Consider the following 15,347-nt stretch of genomic DNA (forward strand, 5'->3'; position numbering starts at 1 on the left):
TCCGGTCAAGTCCGTGCCGCCGGTTTCATGCCGGAGGTGCGGGGCCGTTATTCTTACCGAAACTCCCGAGTAATCGGGGGTTGCATGAGCCTAGGAGCCCACGTTGGCTGAGCTGCACGTCGAGCTGGTCGCAGCCGACCGCAAGGTGTGGTCCGGTGCGGCCACCATCGTCGTCGCCCGTACGGCCTCCGGTGACACCGGCATCATGCCGGGTCACACCCCGGTGCTGAGCGTGCTGGAGACCGGCCCGGTCACCATCCGCACGGTGGACGGCGGCACCGTCGTCGCCGCGGTGCACGGCGGCTTCATCTCCTTCGCCGACAACAAGCTGTCTCTGCTCGCGGAGATCGCCGAGCTGGCGGACGAGATCGACGTCGCTCGCGCCGAGCGCGCGCTGGAGCAGGCCAAGTCCGACCTGGACGCGCACGCCGAGCGTCGCGCCGAGGTCCGCCTGTTCGCGGCGCGCGGCCTCAAGGCGCACGTCTGAGTACGCCTGACCCCGCCTCGGCGGGGTCGACCGACGGTCCCGGGGACGCGCGAGCGTGACCCCGGGACTGTCGTCTCAGTTGGTAGGTCAACGCGGTCGCCTTGTACGACCGATACGGGGAACGCGGGTAGCGAGGAGGTAGGTGAGCATGGTCCTCGCCCTCGTGGTGTGTGCGGCGGTCGTGGCACTCGGTGTGATCGGCCTGGTCGCGTTCGCGGTACGGCGCCGCCTCATCCAGCGGGTGGGCGGCACGTTCGACTGCAGCTACCGGCTCAAAATGCCCGCCGACGCCTCGACGCAGCCCGACCTCGACGAGAACGGCAAACCCACCTCGGCCCCGGTCCCACAGACCGACGGCAAGGGGTGGGTTTTTGGTATCGGCCGGTACAGCGGCGACTCGATCGAGTGGTTCCGGGTCTTCTCGTACGCCCCGCGCCCGCGCAAGGTGCTCCCGCGCCGGGAGATCGAGGTGCTCGGCCGGCGCTACCCGGAGGGTCAGGAGGAGCTCGCCCTGCTCTCCGGCTCGGTGGTGCTGCGCTGCCTGCACAACGGCGCCCCGCTGGAGCTCGCGATGAGCGAGGACGCGCTCACCGGCTTCCTCGCCTGGCTGGAGGCGGCGCCGCCCGGACAGAGGGTCAACGTCGCCTAGGGCCGATGTCGCCTAGGGTCGACGTCGCGCAGGATCGACGGCGCCTGGGGTTAACGGCGCTTAACCGGCCCGGCTAGTCTGGCCGCATGGTCAATCTGACGCGCATCTACACCCGTACCGGCGACGACGGCACCACCGCGCTCGGTGACATGAGCCGGACCACCAAGACCGACCCGCGGCTGGTCGCGTACGCCGACGCCAACGAGGCGAACGCGGCGATCGGCGTGGCCATCGCCGCCGGGGCGCTGGCGCCGGACGTCGTCGCGGTGCTCACCCGGATCCAGAACGACCTGTTCGACGTCGGCGCGGACCTCGCGACGCCCGTGGTCGAGAACCCGGAGTACCCGCCGCTGCGGGTCCTGCAGTCCTACATCGACCGGCTCGAAGGCGACTGCGACCACTACCTGGAGCAGCTGGAGAAGCTGCGCAGCTTCATCCTCCCCGGCGGCACGGCCGGCGCGGCCTACCTGCACCTGGCCTGCACGGTGGTGCGGCGGGCCGAGCGGGCCACCTGGACGGCGATCGAGACGCACGGGGACACCGTCAACCCGCTGACCGCCAAGTACCTCAACCGGCTCTCGGACCTGCTGTTCATCCTGGCCAGGGCGGCCAACAAGGAGCGCGGCGACGTCCTGTGGGTGCCGGGGGAGAACCGCTAGCGCCCTAGGGCAGCGGGGCCTTCTCCGGGGCGGGCTGCTCGACCGGCCGGCCGTCGACGACCGTCACGCCGGCCGGGGCCTCCTTGGGCCACTTCGAGTAGCAGCCGGCCACGACGACGTTGACGACGGCCGCGATGCCCAGCTTCCAGTACCACTGGGCGAAGGTGCCGAAGTGGGCGCTGCCCGCGGAGAGCGGGACGAGGAGGCTGATCAGGCTCAGGGTGATCGCGGCCGAGACGACCGTGCGCCACGCGATCCGCCACTCGTGCGTGGTCCGCTCCGGGCCGTACTTGGGGGCGGGCAGCGGCTTGGGGCCGCCGGCGAAGCGGTGCAGGAAGTGCCGGTCGGCCCAGGCGACCAGCGAGGGCCCGTAGCCGACCGAGAAACCGGCGTAGCTCGCCGCCAGCGCGTGCATCCAGCCCGCCTCGGCGCCGCCCCGCAGGTTCAGGACGGTGAGCGCGTACAGCGCGAGGTCCACCACCGGGAGGCCGATCAGCAGCGCGGTGCTGGTGCGGCGCCACCGCAGCAGGTAGCGGGCGCTGAGGCCGAGGCCGAGCACGATCCACCAGGAGATCTCGGCCGCGACGATGAGGGTGACGATCACGTTCTGCTCCCGGGCTGGTCGGCGGTGGTACCAGCCTCGTGTGCGGGCGCGCTCGCGTCGTCGTCGTGGAGTGCCGTCCCCGCGTGCATCTTTCGATGTAGCCGGATCCTCCGTGGACCGGAGCGGCGCGGTCCGCCGGGGATGGTGAGATGGGAGGGTGCTCCGTCCGTCCCTCTCACCACACGCGCTGGACCGGCTGATCGCCCTCTGCGGGCTGCTCGGCGGTGCGGTGCTGATCGCCTTCAAGGTGTACGACCGGCCCGACGACCTCCCGCTGTGGGCCGTCGTGGCGCCGCTGCTCGTGATGGCCGCGCTGGAGCTGGTGCGGCGGCGCAGGCCGGTGCTGGCGGTCTCCCTCGGCGGGCTCGCCTTCGCGGGCAGCATCCTCGCGGGCAGCCTGCTGGCGACGACCATCATGTACACCGACCTGCTGTACGCGGCGGTGATCTACGGGTCCGCGCGGATGTCGCGGATCCTGCACCTGACCGGCGGCGCCACCGTGCTGGTGCTCTCCACGCTGGCGCTGATCTACAGCGGAACGCCCGCTGGGCTGCTCGTCGTGGTGGTCACCTCGCTGGTCTTCCTGGCGCCGGTGTGGACCGGGGACGTGGTGCGCAAGCACCGGCAGGAGGCGGAGACCGAGCGGCTGCGCGCCGAACAGACCGCGCTGCTCTCGGAGATGGACCGCCGCGAGGCCATCGTCACCGAACGGGCCCGGATGGCACGGGAGTTGCACGACGTGGTGGCCAACCACCTGTCGGCGATCGCGATCCACGCGACCGGCGCGCAGTCCGTGGCCCGGCGCCAGCGGCGGGCCGAGGACGACCCGCTGGTGGAGGTGCTCGCCGTGATCCGGGAGAACAGCGTCCAAGGATTGGCCGAAATGCGTCGCATGATCGGACTGCTCCGGGACAGCGGCGGGGGCGAGGCCGACGAGTCCTACGCGGCGCCCGACCTCGCCGCGGTGGACGCGCTGCTGACGAAGGCCCGCGCGGCCGGCCGGGACGTCGGGCTGGAGTTCGAGCTGAGCGAGCACGGCGAGCACGGCGAGCGCGGCGAGCTGCCGGTGCCGGTGGGCCTGGCCGCGTACCGGATCGTGCAGGAGTCGCTGACCAACGCGCTCAAGCACGCCGGGCCCGGCCTGGTGCGGCTGCGGCTGGACTTCGGGGCGGGGGAGCTGCGGATCGCCGTTGACAGCCCGTACCGCGCCGAGGAGGGCCGCGGGCTGCCGGGGGCGCGGGCCGGGCTGGTGGGCATGTCGGAGCGGGCCGGGCTGCTCGGCGGCAGTTTCGAGGCGGGGCCGCGGGACGGGAACTGGAGCGTGCGCGCGGTGCTCCCGCACGGCCGGGGGAGCGAAGGGAACGAGGGACGCGCGTGACGATTCGGGTGCTGGTGGCCGAGGACCAGGCTGCGGTGCGGGCGGCGCTGGTGATGATCCTGCGGGCCGAGCCGGACGTCGAGGTGGTCGGACAGGCCGCCGACGGCGAGGAGGCCGTCCGGCTGGCCCTGGAGCTGCGGCCGGACGTGGTGCTGATGGACGTGCAGATGCCGCGCCTGGACGGCGTCTCGGCGACCCGCGAGGTGGTGGCCGCCGGCGCGGCCCAGGTGCTCGTGCTGACCACCTTCGACCTGGACGAGTACGTGTACGGCGCGCTGCGGGCCGGCGCGGCCGGCTTCCTGCTCAAGGACCTGGAGGCGGACACCCTCGTCGAGGGCATCCGGACGGTGGCGCGCGGGGACGGCATGCTGGCGCCCTCGGTGACCAGGCGGCTGATCGGCACCTTCGCCCGGCCGGACCGGGCGGTGGGGCCGGACACCCGGGAGGCGGTGGCCGGGCTCACCCCGCGCGAGCGCGAGGTGCTGGCCTGCATCGGCGCCGGGCTGTCGAACGGGGAGATCGCCGCCCGGCTCGCGATGGCGGAGGCGACCACGAAGACGCACGTCAGCCGGATCCTCGCGAAGCTGCGGCTGCGCAGCCGGGTGCAGGCGGCGATCCTGGCGCAGGACCTCGGGCTGATGATCTGACCGTCGCACCGACGATCGGCCGGGCTGATTGGTTCACCTGACCAGGTCGGTTGCAGATCACACTCCCGATTGCTATTGCACGGACGAAATGGGCGTTAGAGTCCCCGCCAGAGCGACGCGGCTCTACCGGGCGGCGACCCCTGCCCTGAGCCGCTTTCAGGGCCCGCCCGCGAGGCGGCGACGGCATCGGGAGACCCGCCATGAGCAATGCGTCCAGCAAGCAGATCGCCGTGATCGGTGCCGGCCTGATGGGCGCCGGCATCGCCCAGGTGTCGGCCCAGGCCGGCCACCCGGTGGTGCTGCGGGACGTCACCGACGAGGCGCTGCAGCGCGGTCTCGCCGGCATCCGCGCCTCGTACGAGAAGTTCGTCGCCAAGGGCCGGATGAGCGCGGAGGACGCCGAGGCCGCCCTCGGCCGGATCACCACCACCACCGACCTGGGCGCCGTCGCCGGGGCCGACATCGTGGTCGAGGCCGTGTTCGAGAAGCTGGAGGTCAAGGAGGCCGTCTTCCGCGAGCTCGACAAGCTCGCCAAGGACGGCGCCGTGCTCGCCTCCAACACCTCCGCCATTCCGATCACCCGGATCGCCGCCGCCACCCGGCGCCCGGAGTCCGTCATCGGCGTGCACTTCTTCTCGCCGGTGCCGCTGATGAAGCTGGTCGAGCTGGTGCGCGGCTACAAGACCAGCGACGAGACGCTGGCCACCGCCCGCGCCTTCGCCGAGGGCGTCGGCAAGGAGGTCGTGGTGGTCAACCGTGACGTGGCCGGCTTCGTCACCACCCGCCTGATCACCGCCCTGGTCGTCGAGGCCGCCAAGCTGTACGAGACGGGCGTGGCGACCGCCGAGGACATCGACAAGGCCTGCCGCCTCGGCTTCGGCCACCCGATGGGCCCGCTGGAGACCGCCGACCTGACCGGCGTCGACATCCTGCTGCACGCCGCCCGCAACATCTACGAGGAGACCCAGGACGAGAAGTTCGCCGCCCCGGAGGTCATGGCCCGCATGGTCACCGCCGGCGACCTCGGCCGCAAGAGCGGCCGCGGCTTCTACGGGCACGAGGGCAAGTAACCCACGGGCCGCGGGGCCGGGCGGGCCGGGCGATCGAGCATCGTAGGACCCGCCCCGCCCGGGGCGGGTGAGTTTCCTCACGCCGGGTGCCGCAGACGGGTGATTTGGGCGGTAATCGAGCGTAGGTGTGGAGACTACCTGCGTATATTCCCTCGGACGAGTGAAGTTGCTTCAGATCTGACCGCAACCAGCAACCTGCGGTGCTGGTTCGCCGTCAGATGAGGGGCCCAGGTTTGAACGACGGGCGGCCGGCCCGGGCGCGCGGCCCGTCGCCGTTCGGCGCAGCAGGCGGGCCTCCGGACGAGGGGCCACGGCCCGCCCGGGCGGCCACCCCGCTCCCCGGCCCGGCACGGCCGGGGCGGACCCACACCCCCGACACCGGGACCGGCCAGGCGAAGGAGGAGGAGAGCATGCGCATCACCGGCGACCACAGGGCGCTGGCCATCGAGGGCCGCCTCGACGTGCGCACCGCCGCCGACGCGCGGGCCCGGCTCCACCAGGCCGTCGACACCGGCCTCGGCGACCTCGTGCTCGACCTCGCCCGCCTGGAGTTCTGGGACGCCACCGGCCTCGGCGTCATCATGGGCACCCACCGCCGGGCCGGCCGGATCGGCCGCCGGCTCGTGCTGCGCTCCGTCCCGGCCCAGCTCCAGCGGCTGCTGGTGGCCACCAAGCTGCACCGCATCCTCGCCGTGGACGGCGGCGTCGCCGAGGCGCACGGGGTCGGTCTCTGAAGCACGCCGAAGGGGCTCCGGAAGGGGCTCCGAACGCGCTCCGGAAAGCGCTCCGGGGGCGCACGAGGCCCTCGTGGGGCGCGCGTGACGGGACGGCGCTGCACACGCGGGGCCGGATGTGCGAGAGTCTGCCCGTCAGAAGACGGCCGCCGCAGCCGGGCCATGCCCGCCCGGTCCCCGCACGGCCGCGACCGAGACGTCAGCCGGCCGGCGCGGCACGCCGGCGGCCGAGCACGATGCGGAGCAGAACGTGGCACAGCCAACCGGTGAGTTCCGGCAGGAGGCCGTCCGCGCCCGCAGTGGCGAGCTGGTCTCCGGCGCTCTGCTGGTGGGCGTCGGCGCGCCGGACGGCTCCGAGGCCCGGCCCTGCCCCGAGGAGTGGCGCCCGCGCCCCCGCCGGGTGCTGCGCAGCGAGCCCGCCCGCGGACCCGTCGGCGGCGTCGAGCGGGCGGTCGGCCCGCTCGCCCTCGGCGCCGGGCCCGCCGACCTGCCGCTGCTCGACCGCGAGGCGGACGTCGCCGAACTCCTCGGCCTGCTCGCCGAGGGCCGCTCGATACGCCTGGTCGGCCAGGCCGGCTCCGGTCGCAGCGCCCTGCTGTCGGCCGTCGCCGAGGCCGCCGCCGACCTCGCCCCCGGCGGCGTCGTCCAGCTCTGCGGCCACCGCCGCACGACCGCCGACGTGCTCCAGGAGCTGTTCGCCGCCACCCACCACGCCCCCGGCTACCGCCCCGACCCGGCCCAGCTGGCCGCGCACCTCGCCGACGTCGGCGCGATCGTCGTGATCGACGGCGCCGAACCCTCCGGCGCCGAGCTGGAGGAGCTGCTCTCCGCCGCCCCCCGCTGCGCCTTCCTGATCTCGGTCGACCCCGCCGCCCCGCCGCTGTCGGCCGGCTCCCGGCTCCAGGACCACCCCGTCGCCGGACTCTCGCGCGCCGCCTGCCTCGCGCTCGCCGCCCGGCTGGCCGGGCGGCCGCTGGACGTCGCCGAGAAGGCCTGGGCGGTCGACCTCTGGTTCGAGTCCGAGGGACTGCCGCTGCGCTTCGTCCAGGCCGCCGCGCTGCTGCGCCAGCGGGACGTGGCGGTGGACGCGCTGGTCGCCGCCGAGGAGGACCGCCTGGACGTGTTCGGCGCGGTCGACGGGCCCGTCCACGACCCCGACCCGGCCGTCCGCGAGGGCGCGCTGCGCCGGACCGTGCCGCTGCCGTCCGTCGCCGAGACCGCCTCGCCCGCCGTCCGGCTCGCCGAGGGGCTGAGCGAGCCCGCGCAGGCCGTGCTGCGGCTCGCCGTGGCGCTCGGCGGCGAGTGCCCGACCGCGCCGCACCTGCCCGCGCTGATCGACGTCGGCCAGGGCGAGAGCGCGCTCGCCGAGCTCGCCGACGCCGGGCTCGCGGTGTCCATCGGCGGCCACCACCGGCTGACCGCAGGGGCGCTCGAACTGCTCCTCCCGCACTGGCCGGCGCGCGGCAGCGTCGACGGCGCGGCGCAGCACTTCGCCTGGTGGGTCGGGCACAGCTCGGTGTCGCTCGGGCAGATCGCGGCCGAGGCGGAGGTGGTGATCGGCGTCCTGCTGGCCGACCGCACCGCCGGGCGCCACGAGGCCGTCGTCCGGCTGGCCAGGGCCGCCGCCCCCGCGCTGGCCCTGTCGCTGCGCTGGGGGGCCTGGGAACGGGCGCTGCAGCTGGGTCTGGAGGCCGCCAGGCGGACCGCCTCCAAGGCCGACGAGGCCTGGTTCCACCACGAGTTGGGCGTCTACGCGATCTGCGCGCAGGAACCGTCCCAGGCGATCGCCGAGCTGGAGACCGCGCTCACGCTGCGGGCCGTCGTCGGCGAGCAGCGCGGGGTCGCGGCGGCGCGTCGGATGCTCGACCTGCTGCGGGCCGAGGGCCGTCAACTGCCGGGCGCCCAGCCCGCGGCGGCGCCCGCGCGCGGTCCGGTGATCCGCAAGATCGCGGCCAGGGTGCCGTCCGGGCTGCGGTCGAGCCGGCGCCGGCGGGTGGTCGTCGCGTCGGCGGCGGTGCTCACGCTCGGGGTGCTCAGCACGGCGGTGGCGATGAGCGTCACCGGGCCGGGGGAGCAGCGGACCAACGACCCGCACAGCCGGCTCGACCAGGACGACACCGGCACCGGCGGGCAGGTCCCGCTGCCGCACTCCAGCACCGGCGCCGCCACGACGGCCGGCGCGGACGCCCCGGGCAGCAGCCCGGCGGCGAACGGGACCAGCCCGGAGCCCTCGGCGAGCGGCAGTGCGACGCACTCGCCGACCGCGTCGGCGTCGGCCTCGGCGACGGCGTCGAAGAAGCCGAGCCGCTCGCCCGGCGCGACGGGGTCGGACGCCCCGCAGCAGCCGCAGCCGCCCGCTCCGGGCGACCCGCAGCCGCCGACGCAGCAGCCCGGGCCGGGGCCGCAGCAGCCGCCCGTGACCCACCCGAGCCAGCCGCCGGCGCCGAGCAGTTCGCCGACGTCCTCGACCCCGAGTCCCACGGCCTCGCCTCAGCCGACGACGCCGGCACCGACCGGATCGGGCACCCCGACCGCGAAGCCGACGACCTGAGGCGTCAGAACAGCTTCAGCTTGTCGTCGTCGATGCCGCGCAGCTCGTCGTAGTCCAGGACCACGCAGCCGATGCCCCGGTCGGTGGCCAGCACGCGGGCCTGGGGCTTGATCTCCTGCGCGGCGAAGACGCCCTTGACCGGGGCCAGCAGCGGGTCCCGGTTGAGGAGTTCGAGGTAGCGGGTGAGCTGCTCGACGCCGTCGATCTCGCCGCGGCGCTTGATCTCGACGGCGACCGTCGCCCCGTCGGAGTCGCGGCACAGGATGTCGACCGGGCCGATCGCGGTCGGGTACTCGCGGCGGATCAGCGACCAGCCGGCGCCGAGCACCTCCATGCGGTCCGCCAGCAGCTCCTGGAGGTGTGCCTCGACGCCGTCCTTGATCAGGCCCGGGTCGACCCCGAGCTCGTGGGACGAGTCGTGCAGCACCTCCTCCAGGGTGATGATGAGCTTCTCGCCGGCCTTGTTCTCCACCGTCCAGACCCCGTCGGCCTCCTTGAGGACGCACGGCGGGGACATCCAGTTGAGCGGCTTGTAGGCGCGGTCGTCGGCGTGGATGCTGACGCTGCCGTCGGCCTTGACCAGGATGAGCCTGGTGGCGGAGGGCAGATGGGCGGAGAGCCGACCGGCATAGTCGACTGAGCAGCGGGCAATTACGAGACGCACGGTCGACCACGCTAGCCCACCGGGGCCAGTTGATGCGATTCCGCGACGACGGGGTGAAGGAAGCGCGAACCCCGCGAACATGGAGGTTCGGCGATTCCGGGGATGCCTCCCGCGGTCTGGCGCCCCTACGCTGGGGTCGCTACCGTGTGTGACGGCATGCGTGCGGGGCCGCTGTCAACGGGGATGGAGACTTCAGATGAACGATCCGACAGGATCCGGCCATTCTGGTGCACCACGGCGTATTTACGGAGCAATCCCTAGGAACCACCGGCCTGGCCCGCCGTTGACTGACACGCTGTTCTGAAGCGGTCGGTATCCGGGACGTTACGTCCAGTGGTGCCGCCGCACCCTTCGCACGGCGCCGGAAACAGCCGTTCCGTCGCTGTTCCGGACATCCCGTGCGATTTCGCCCACCCTCACTGTGAGCTTCGGACCACGCACCACCACCCGCGCGCCGCGCGCGGGTGGTCCGCGAGAGGAGAATCCATGTCGCTCGACGTCTCACCGGCCCTGCTCGAAAAGGCCGAGCGGGGCGAGGTCGACGAGCGGGAATTCGTCGACTGCGTCCGCGTCTCGCTGCCGTACGCCTGGAACCTGATCAGCTCGCTGGTCGCCCAGGCCAAGGTCGACGGCACCGATTTCGCCGACAACCAGGTACCGCCGCCCAGCGAGCAGGCCCGCGGCCAGCTCCTGCGGGCGCTCGCCAGCGACGCCATCCGGGGTGCCCTGCAGCGGCACTTCGGGGTCCGGCTGGCCTTCCAGAACTGTCACCGGGTGGCGGTGTTCCTGCCGTCCGACGCCAACGAGGCGCGGTTCGACCGCTTCACGTCCGTCCGGGAGCAGCTGCTCAACCAGTCCGAGGAACTGCGGGACTGCTGATCGACCCGCTCACGGCGGCGCCGGAACGCCGTCGGCCCCTCCCCCGGTGCGGGGGGAGGGGGCGGCGCGGTTCGGTCCGGCGGGCGGTGCGGCTCAGCTCAGTTGCGGGAGCACCTCCGAACCGAGCCGGGCGATGTTGTGCAGGGTCGCCTCGCGGTCGCCGCTGCCCTCGGCGAGCAGTGCGAAGCGGCGGATGCCGGTCCGCTCGGCGGTGGCCAGCAGACGGTCGGCGCACTGCTTCGGGGTGCCCACCGCGTGCAGGTCGCACAGGAACTCGGTGTACTGGTGCGGGTCGCGCATCTTGCGCTCCCGGCCGTCCACGGTGCGGTGGGCGCCGAGCCCGTACTCGAACCAGCCCGGCATCGCGCTCAGCAGCGTGGCCCGCGCCGTCGAGGTGCGGTCGTCGACCTGGGCCACGCCGGCCGCGACGTGCCGGCGGTTGATCCGGCGCAGCTGCTCCTCGTCGCGTCCGGCGGCCAGCCAGGCGCTGCGGTACAGCTCCAGCATGTTCAGCTTGTCGTCGTCGCCCGAGTGCATGCCCAGCAGCATCGGCAGGCCGCGTTCGGCGGCGAGTCTGACCCCGGCCGGGGACGTGCACGCGACGACCACCGGCGGGCCGGCCACCGGCCGTCCGGCGGGGGTGAGTTCGTCGCCCGCGCCGAGGCTCGCACCCGCCCCCTCGACGTCCTGGCGCTGACGCGGCAGGCGCACCCGGCCGCCGGGGTCGCCGAGGCCTAGCCAGGCGCCCAGCCCGGGCCGGCGCAGCGGCTCGGTCGCCCGCGGGACGACGGCGACCTCGGGGAAGGCGAACTGCGGCCCGTCCGCGCCGACGCGGGAGCCGCGCAGCCAGCGCAGCAGCAGGTCCAGCCGCTCCGGGAAGCCGTTCTCGAAGGCGTCCACGCCGCTGCCGAACACGTCCAGGTCGATCCACGGGCCGCCGCGGCCCACCCCGAGCGTGAAGCGCCCGCCGGAGGTGAGGTGCAGCAGCGCGGCCTGCTCGCCGAGCGCCACCGGGTGGGCGGTGGACAGCACGCTGACGGCGGTGCCGACGCCGATCCGGCGGGTGCGGCCGAGCAGCAGGGCGGCGAGCGTGGCGGCGTTCGGGCAGACCCCGTACGGGACGAAGTGGTGTTCGGCCAGCCAGACGCTGTCCAGGCCCGCGCGTTCGGCCTCGACGGCGGCGCGTACGGTGCGGTCGAGCGCCTCCCCGTGGCTCTGCCCGGGGAACTGCGCGGAGAGCATGAAGGCGCCGACCCGGATCGGTGCGGTGTCCGCGGGGAACGCGGCGGCCCGCTGCGCGGCGGGCAGCGGATCGCCGGCGGCGGCCGTCACCGGGGGAACGGTGGTCAGCGCGGGCCCGGGGGCGGGCGGCCGGACCCCGACGGGCCGACGGGTCTCGGCGCGGGCGGTGGTCTTGGACATCGGTGGGCCTCCTCGGGTGCGCGCAGGGTCTGCGGGCCCCGCCTGTTCCCCTTGTGGGTATCGGATGTCATGTGCCAATGGCACGCCGAACCACGAATTTCGGGGAAGATCGGGTGGATCTCGCCGGAAACCCCGAACCGGCGCGTGATGCCGTGATAGAGGCTCTCGGGGGTCGTGCCCGGCCGTAGGCTGGAACGGTCCCGAGCCACCGGAGAGAGGTAGTCGCCGTGTCGCCCCGCCACAACCGGATCAAGAGCGCCGCCGACCGGGCGGACGAACCGGCCGCCCCGCTGGGCGGTTCGCTGCGCCGCACCGAGAGCTACCAGGGCGACGACTGGGTGGTCCAGACGGTCGCCGGGACGTCCGGGCGCAGCTACCGCTGCCCGGGCTGCGACCAGGAGATCCCGTCCGGGGTCGGCCACGTGGTCGCCTGGCCGATGCACGGCGCCGGGGTGGACGACCGGCGGCACTGGCACCGCGCGTGCTGGGGAGCGCGGGAGCGCCGGGCCTCCAACGTGCTGCGGGGCCGCGGCGCTCCGCGGTACTGATCCGTCGCTCCGGCCGGCGGTCAACCGCCTTACGCGTCGCGGTTCTTGAGCACGAGCGCGCCGCCGGCCAGGGCGGCCAGCGTCCAGGCCAGGCAGATCGCGAAACCGGCCCACGGTCCGTACGGCTGGCCGTGCTGCTCGTACACCAGCAGCATCCGCGAGCCCGCGTAGTCCGGGAAGTAGTGCGCGAGCGTCTTGACCTTCGGCACCGCCGAGAGGATCGGCGAGAGCAGGAAGAAGAACGGCACCAGCACGCCCAGCGCGAGCGTCTGGTTGTGCAGCATCGCCGTGACGCCGGCCGAGAACAGGCAGAGCATCGTCAGGTAGAGCGCGGCGCCGAACACCGCGCGCAGCACGTTCGGTTCGCCGAGGGTGGTGGAGTGCGAGCCGAGCAGCGACTGGCCGATGAAGAAGGTGACGAAGGCCGTCACGACCGACACGGCCAGGGCCAGCGAGCCGAGGACGACGGCCTTGCCGGTGAGCAGGGTGCCGCGCTGCGGGACGGCGGCCAGGCTGACCCGGACCATGCCGGTGCTGTACTCGTTGCCGATGGCCAGCACGCCGAAGACGATGATGGCGAGCTCGCCGAGCATGATGCCGGAGAAGGCCGTGCCGGTGGCGTCGAACGGGCTCTGGTCGTTGCGCCGGAACTCGGTGAAGTTGTTGTTGGTCAGCAGGGACAGCAGCGCGCCGATGCCGACCGTGACGACGAAGGTCAGCGCGAGGGTCCAGACCGTCGAGCGGACGCTGCGGATCTTCGTCCACTCGGAGCGCAGGATCGCGGGGAAGGACGCCATCTCAGTTCTCCTCCTGTCCGGCCGGGGCGGCCGCCTGTTCGGCGCCGGGCTGCCAGCCGGCGCCCCACACGCCGGGCGCGCCGGCCGCGTCCCGGCCCGGTCCGTCGCCGGCGTGGTACTCCACCGAGTCGGCCGTCATCTGCATGAAGGCCTCCTCCAACGAGGCCTGCTGGGGGCTGAGTTCGTGCAGGACGACGCCGTTCGCGGCGGCCAGGTCGCCGAGGCCGGCGAGGTCGCCGTCGACCACCTCGTAGGAGCCGTCCGGCCCGGTCTCGTGGTGGATCCCGGCGCCGGCCAGGACGTCGAGCAGGCGCTCGGGGCTCGGGGTGCGCAGCCGGACGGCGGAGCGGGAGTTGCGCCGGATGAACTCGGGCATCGGCAGGTCGGCGAGCAGCCGGCCCCGGCCGATGACGACGAGGTGGTCGGCGGTGACGGCCATCTCGCTCATCAGGTGCGAGGAGACGAAGACGGTGCGGCCCTCGGCGGCGAGCCGCTTCATCAGGTTGCGGATCCAGAGGATGCCCTCCGGGTCCAGGCCGTTGACCGGCTCGTCGAACATGACGATCTCCGGGTCGCCGAGCAGCGCGGAGGCGATGCCCAGGCGCTGGCCCATGCCGAGCGAGAAGCCGCGGGCGCGCTTGCGGGCGACCGGGGTGAGGCCGACGAGGGCGAGTACCTCGTCGACCCGGCGCTCGGGGATCCGGTTGCTCTGGGCGAGCCAGAGCAGGTGGTCGCGGGCGGTGCGCCCGGGGTGGACGGCCTTGGCCTCCAGCAGGGCGCCGATGTACTTGAGCGGCTCGCTGAGCTGTCCGTACCTCCGGCCGTCGATGGTGACCCGGCCGGAGGTGGGTCTGTCGAGGTCGAGGATCATGCGCATGGTGGTGGACTTGCCCGCGCCGTTGGGGCCGAGGAAGCCGGTGACGACTCCCTGGGGCACCCGGAAGCTGAGCCGGTCCACCGCGAGGGTCTTGCCGTAACGTTTCGTCAGGTCGTGCAACTCGATCATTCGCGCTCCCTTACTCTCTGTCAGGCTAGGACAAAGCGGATATCGCGGCCCGCTGAGTGGGCCCGCCGGGCGCACCGGAATACGGTGGCCCCATGACCCAGCTCCCCTCAGCATTGTCGGTGCGCGAGAGCGGCACCGGAACGCCCCTCGTACTCCTGCACGCCTTCCCGCTGAACGCCGCGATGTGGTCCGCCCAACTGGACGCGCTGCCCGGACTGACCGGGGACGACGCCCGCGTGCTCGCCCCCGACCAGCGGGGGTTCGGCGGCACCGTGCTGGGCACCGACGAACCCTCGCTGGACCTGGTCGCGGACGACCTCGCGCTGCTGCTGGACGCGGCCGGGATCGACCGGGCGGTGGTCGGCGGGCTCTCCATGGGCGGCTACGTGGCGCTGGCCTTCGCCCGCCGTCACCCGGACCGGCTGGCCGGGCTGCTGCTGGCCAACACCCGCGCCACCGCCGACTCCGACGCCGTCCGCGCCAACCGGGAGCGCATCGCCGCCGCGGTCCTCGCCCGGGACAGCGTCCAGCTGCTGTTCGACGAGGAGGTGGCGGCCGGCCAGCTCGGGCCGGACTCGCAGCACCTGGTCGAGCGGGTGCAGGCGCTGGTCGCCGCCGCGCCGCCGGCCGCCGTCGCGTGGGCGCAGCGGGCCATGGCGGCCCGGCCGGACTCCCGGGAGGTGCTCGCCGGGGTGCGGGTGCCGACCGCGGTCGTCGCGGGCGCCGAGGACGCCCTGGTGGCCGTCGAGGAGGCCGAGCTGATGGCGCGGCTGCGGCCGGACGCCGAACTGACCGTCATCCCCGGGGTGGGCCACCTGAGCGCCCTGGAGGCACCGGAGGCGTTCGACGACGCCGTGCGCAAGCTGCTCGCCCGGGTGGCCGCCGGATGACCGAGGAGGAGGCCGGCTGGGACTTCTCGGCCCTGGAGGTGACCGGCCGGATGCCGCTGACGAACCGCGGCGAGGGGCTGCTGGAGCTGACCCTGGAGCCGCTCGGCGAGGACTACTGGATGCGCCCGGGGGAGACCTTCATCGTCACCTCGTACGGCGACCACGGCTCGGGCCACCCGTTCGAGGTGCAGTACTGGCCGGACTCGGTCTCGGTGTGGTGCACGTCGTGGTTCGGCACCGTCTCGGACGACGAGGGCAACCAGCTCAGCAGCGGCCACCAGCGGCCGGACGGGGCCTACCCGAGATGATGACGCCCTGAACGACGGCGGGCCCTCACCCGGGAGGGTGAGGGCCCGCCGTGC

17 protein-coding genes are annotated in these 15,347 nt (G+C 73.7%); 12 read left to right on the top strand and 5 right to left on the bottom strand.

The genetic code is table 11. From position 1 onward, the window contains the following. Positions 1–103 precede the first annotated feature (103 nt). The 3 genes from ACFVSN_RS34525 to ACFVSN_RS34535 all read left to right on the top strand — a co-directional run bounded on the left by ACFVSN_RS34525 (position 104) and on the right by ACFVSN_RS34535 (position 1,795). On the top strand, positions 104–487 hold the full coding sequence (locus ACFVSN_RS34525) for a F0F1 ATP synthase subunit epsilon (RefSeq protein WP_329927969.1): 384 nt from the start codon (positions 104–106) through the stop codon (positions 485–487). 148 nt (positions 488–635) lie between these two features. After that, complete coding sequence (locus ACFVSN_RS34530; RefSeq protein ID WP_218201846.1) at positions 636–1,136, top strand: DUF2550 domain-containing protein; 501 nt, start codon at positions 636–638, stop codon at positions 1,134–1,136. A gap of 86 nt (positions 1,137–1,222) precedes the next feature. Continuing rightward, positions 1,223–1,795, top strand: a complete 573-nt coding sequence (locus tag ACFVSN_RS34535) for a cob(I)yrinic acid a,c-diamide adenosyltransferase (protein WP_380496773.1) — start codon at positions 1,223–1,225, stop codon at positions 1,793–1,795. 4 nt (positions 1,796–1,799) lie between these two features. Here ACFVSN_RS34535 and ACFVSN_RS34540 read toward each other — a convergent pair whose 3' ends face one another. After that, positions 1,800–2,399 carry a hypothetical protein gene (locus tag ACFVSN_RS34540; protein ID WP_380440129.1) on the bottom strand — a complete coding sequence of 200 codons (600 nt, stop codon included), beginning with the start codon at positions 2,397–2,399 and terminating at the stop codon, positions 1,800–1,802. Between the two features lie 157 nt (positions 2,400–2,556). On the opposite strand from ACFVSN_RS34540, the gene ACFVSN_RS34545 reads away from it, so the two are divergent. The 5 genes from ACFVSN_RS34545 to ACFVSN_RS34565 all read left to right on the top strand — a co-directional run bounded on the left by ACFVSN_RS34545 (position 2,557) and on the right by ACFVSN_RS34565 (position 8,779). Continuing rightward, positions 2,557–3,777: a sensor histidine kinase gene (locus tag ACFVSN_RS34545; RefSeq protein ID WP_387957453.1), complete on the top strand. Its 1,221-nt coding sequence runs from the start codon at positions 2,557–2,559 to the stop codon at positions 3,775–3,777. After that, positions 3,774–4,424, top strand: coding sequence for a response regulator (locus tag ACFVSN_RS34550; RefSeq protein WP_380496777.1), 651 nt, complete (start codon positions 3,774–3,776; stop codon positions 4,422–4,424). Before ACFVSN_RS34545 ends, ACFVSN_RS34550 begins: the two co-directional genes overlap by 4 nt. Before the next feature lie 200 nt (positions 4,425–4,624). Beyond that, complete coding sequence (locus ACFVSN_RS34555; protein WP_380496778.1) at positions 4,625–5,494, top strand: 3-hydroxyacyl-CoA dehydrogenase family protein; 870 nt, start codon at positions 4,625–4,627, stop codon at positions 5,492–5,494. 410 nt (positions 5,495–5,904) lie between these two features. Next, entirely contained in the window at positions 5,905–6,228 is a 324-nt protein-coding gene (locus tag ACFVSN_RS34560; RefSeq protein WP_380440136.1) for an STAS domain-containing protein, read from the top strand. A gap of 250 nt (positions 6,229–6,478) precedes the next feature. Further along, positions 6,479–8,779 (top strand): ATP-binding protein, encoded by a 2,301-nt coding sequence (locus tag ACFVSN_RS34565; protein ID WP_387957455.1) that lies wholly within the window; start codon positions 6,479–6,481, stop codon positions 8,777–8,779. A 4-nt stretch (positions 8,780–8,783) separates the two neighbouring features. Here the strand turns inward: ACFVSN_RS34565 and nucS are convergent, their stop codons facing one another. Next, the gene (nucS, locus tag ACFVSN_RS34570) at positions 8,784–9,443 is read right to left on the bottom strand and encodes an endonuclease NucS (protein WP_355252708.1); all 660 of its coding nucleotides are present in this window, start codon (positions 9,441–9,443) and stop codon (positions 8,784–8,786) included. A gap of 486 nt (positions 9,444–9,929) precedes the next feature. Between nucS and ACFVSN_RS34575 the strand changes: the two genes are divergently transcribed. Next, complete coding sequence (locus tag ACFVSN_RS34575; protein WP_329927961.1) at positions 9,930–10,322, top strand: SCO5389 family protein; 393 nt, start codon at positions 9,930–9,932, stop codon at positions 10,320–10,322. Between the two features lie 93 nt (positions 10,323–10,415). On the opposite strand, the gene ACFVSN_RS34580 is transcribed toward ACFVSN_RS34575, so the two are convergent. Next, positions 10,416–11,582 (bottom strand): LLM class flavin-dependent oxidoreductase, encoded by a 1,167-nt coding sequence (locus ACFVSN_RS34580; RefSeq protein ID WP_380440189.1) that lies wholly within the window; start codon positions 11,580–11,582, stop codon positions 10,416–10,418. A 389-nt stretch (positions 11,583–11,971) separates the two neighbouring features. Between ACFVSN_RS34580 and ACFVSN_RS34585 the strand changes: the two genes are divergently transcribed. Continuing rightward, a complete protein-coding gene (locus ACFVSN_RS34585) occupies positions 11,972–12,292 on the top strand; it encodes an ATP/GTP-binding protein (protein ID WP_387957457.1) in 321 nt (106 codons plus the stop codon). Between the two features lie 29 nt (positions 12,293–12,321). Here the strand turns inward: ACFVSN_RS34585 and ACFVSN_RS34590 are convergent, their stop codons facing one another. Together ACFVSN_RS34590 and ACFVSN_RS34595 are read right to left on the bottom strand one after the other, a co-directional pair. Then, positions 12,322–13,089 carry an ABC transporter permease subunit gene (locus tag ACFVSN_RS34590; RefSeq protein WP_380440142.1) on the bottom strand — a complete coding sequence of 256 codons (768 nt, stop codon included), beginning with the start codon at positions 13,087–13,089 and terminating at the stop codon, positions 12,322–12,324. 1 nt (position 13,090) lies between these two features. Then, complete coding sequence (locus ACFVSN_RS34595) at positions 13,091–14,095, bottom strand: ABC transporter ATP-binding protein (protein ID WP_387957459.1); 1,005 nt, start codon at positions 14,093–14,095, stop codon at positions 13,091–13,093. Between the two features lie 92 nt (positions 14,096–14,187). On the opposite strand from ACFVSN_RS34595, the gene ACFVSN_RS34600 reads away from it, so the two are divergent. Together ACFVSN_RS34600 and ACFVSN_RS34605 are read left to right on the top strand one after the other, a co-directional pair. Next, entirely contained in the window at positions 14,188–14,985 is a 798-nt protein-coding gene (locus tag ACFVSN_RS34600) for an alpha/beta fold hydrolase (protein WP_387592128.1), read from the top strand. After that, positions 14,982–15,293: a hypothetical protein gene (locus ACFVSN_RS34605; protein ID WP_329927956.1), complete on the top strand. Its 312-nt coding sequence runs from the start codon at positions 14,982–14,984 to the stop codon at positions 15,291–15,293. Before ACFVSN_RS34600 ends, ACFVSN_RS34605 begins: the two co-directional genes overlap by 4 nt. Positions 15,294–15,347: the final 54 nt, after the last annotated feature.

Source organism: Kitasatospora sp. NPDC057904, assembly GCF_042887925.1.
In the GTDB taxonomy this organism is placed as follows: Bacteria; Actinomycetota; Actinomycetes; order Streptomycetales; family Streptomycetaceae; genus Kitasatospora.

What these genes read in the sequence shown, in the direction of transcription:
- ACFVSN_RS34530 (WP_218201846.1), top strand. Translation starts at nt 636, where the DNA reads ATGGTCCTCGCCCTCGTGGTGTGTGCGGCGGTCGTGGCACTCGGTGTG.
- ACFVSN_RS34535 (WP_380496773.1), top strand. Translation starts at nt 1,223, where the DNA reads ATGGTCAATCTGACGCGCATCTACACCCGTACCGGCGACGACGGCACC.
- ACFVSN_RS34555 (WP_380496778.1), top strand. Translation starts at nt 4,625, where the DNA reads ATGAGCAATGCGTCCAGCAAGCAGATCGCCGTGATCGGTGCCGGCCTG.
- ACFVSN_RS34560 (WP_380440136.1), top strand. Translation starts at nt 5,905, where the DNA reads ATGCGCATCACCGGCGACCACAGGGCGCTGGCCATCGAGGGCCGCCTC.
- ACFVSN_RS34575 (WP_329927961.1), top strand. Translation starts at nt 9,930, where the DNA reads ATGTCGCTCGACGTCTCACCGGCCCTGCTCGAAAAGGCCGAGCGGGGC.
- ACFVSN_RS34590 (WP_380440142.1), bottom strand. Translation starts at nt 13,089, where the DNA reads ATGGCGTCCTTCCCCGCGATCCTGCGCTCCGAGTGGACGAAGATCCGC.
- ACFVSN_RS34595 (WP_387957459.1), bottom strand. Translation starts at nt 14,095, where the DNA reads ATGATCGAGTTGCACGACCTGACGAAACGTTACGGCAAGACCCTCGCG.
- ACFVSN_RS34600 (WP_387592128.1), top strand. Translation starts at nt 14,188, where the DNA reads ATGACCCAGCTCCCCTCAGCATTGTCGGTGCGCGAGAGCGGCACCGGA.
- ACFVSN_RS34605 (WP_329927956.1), top strand. Translation starts at nt 14,982, where the DNA reads ATGACCGAGGAGGAGGCCGGCTGGGACTTCTCGGCCCTGGAGGTGACC.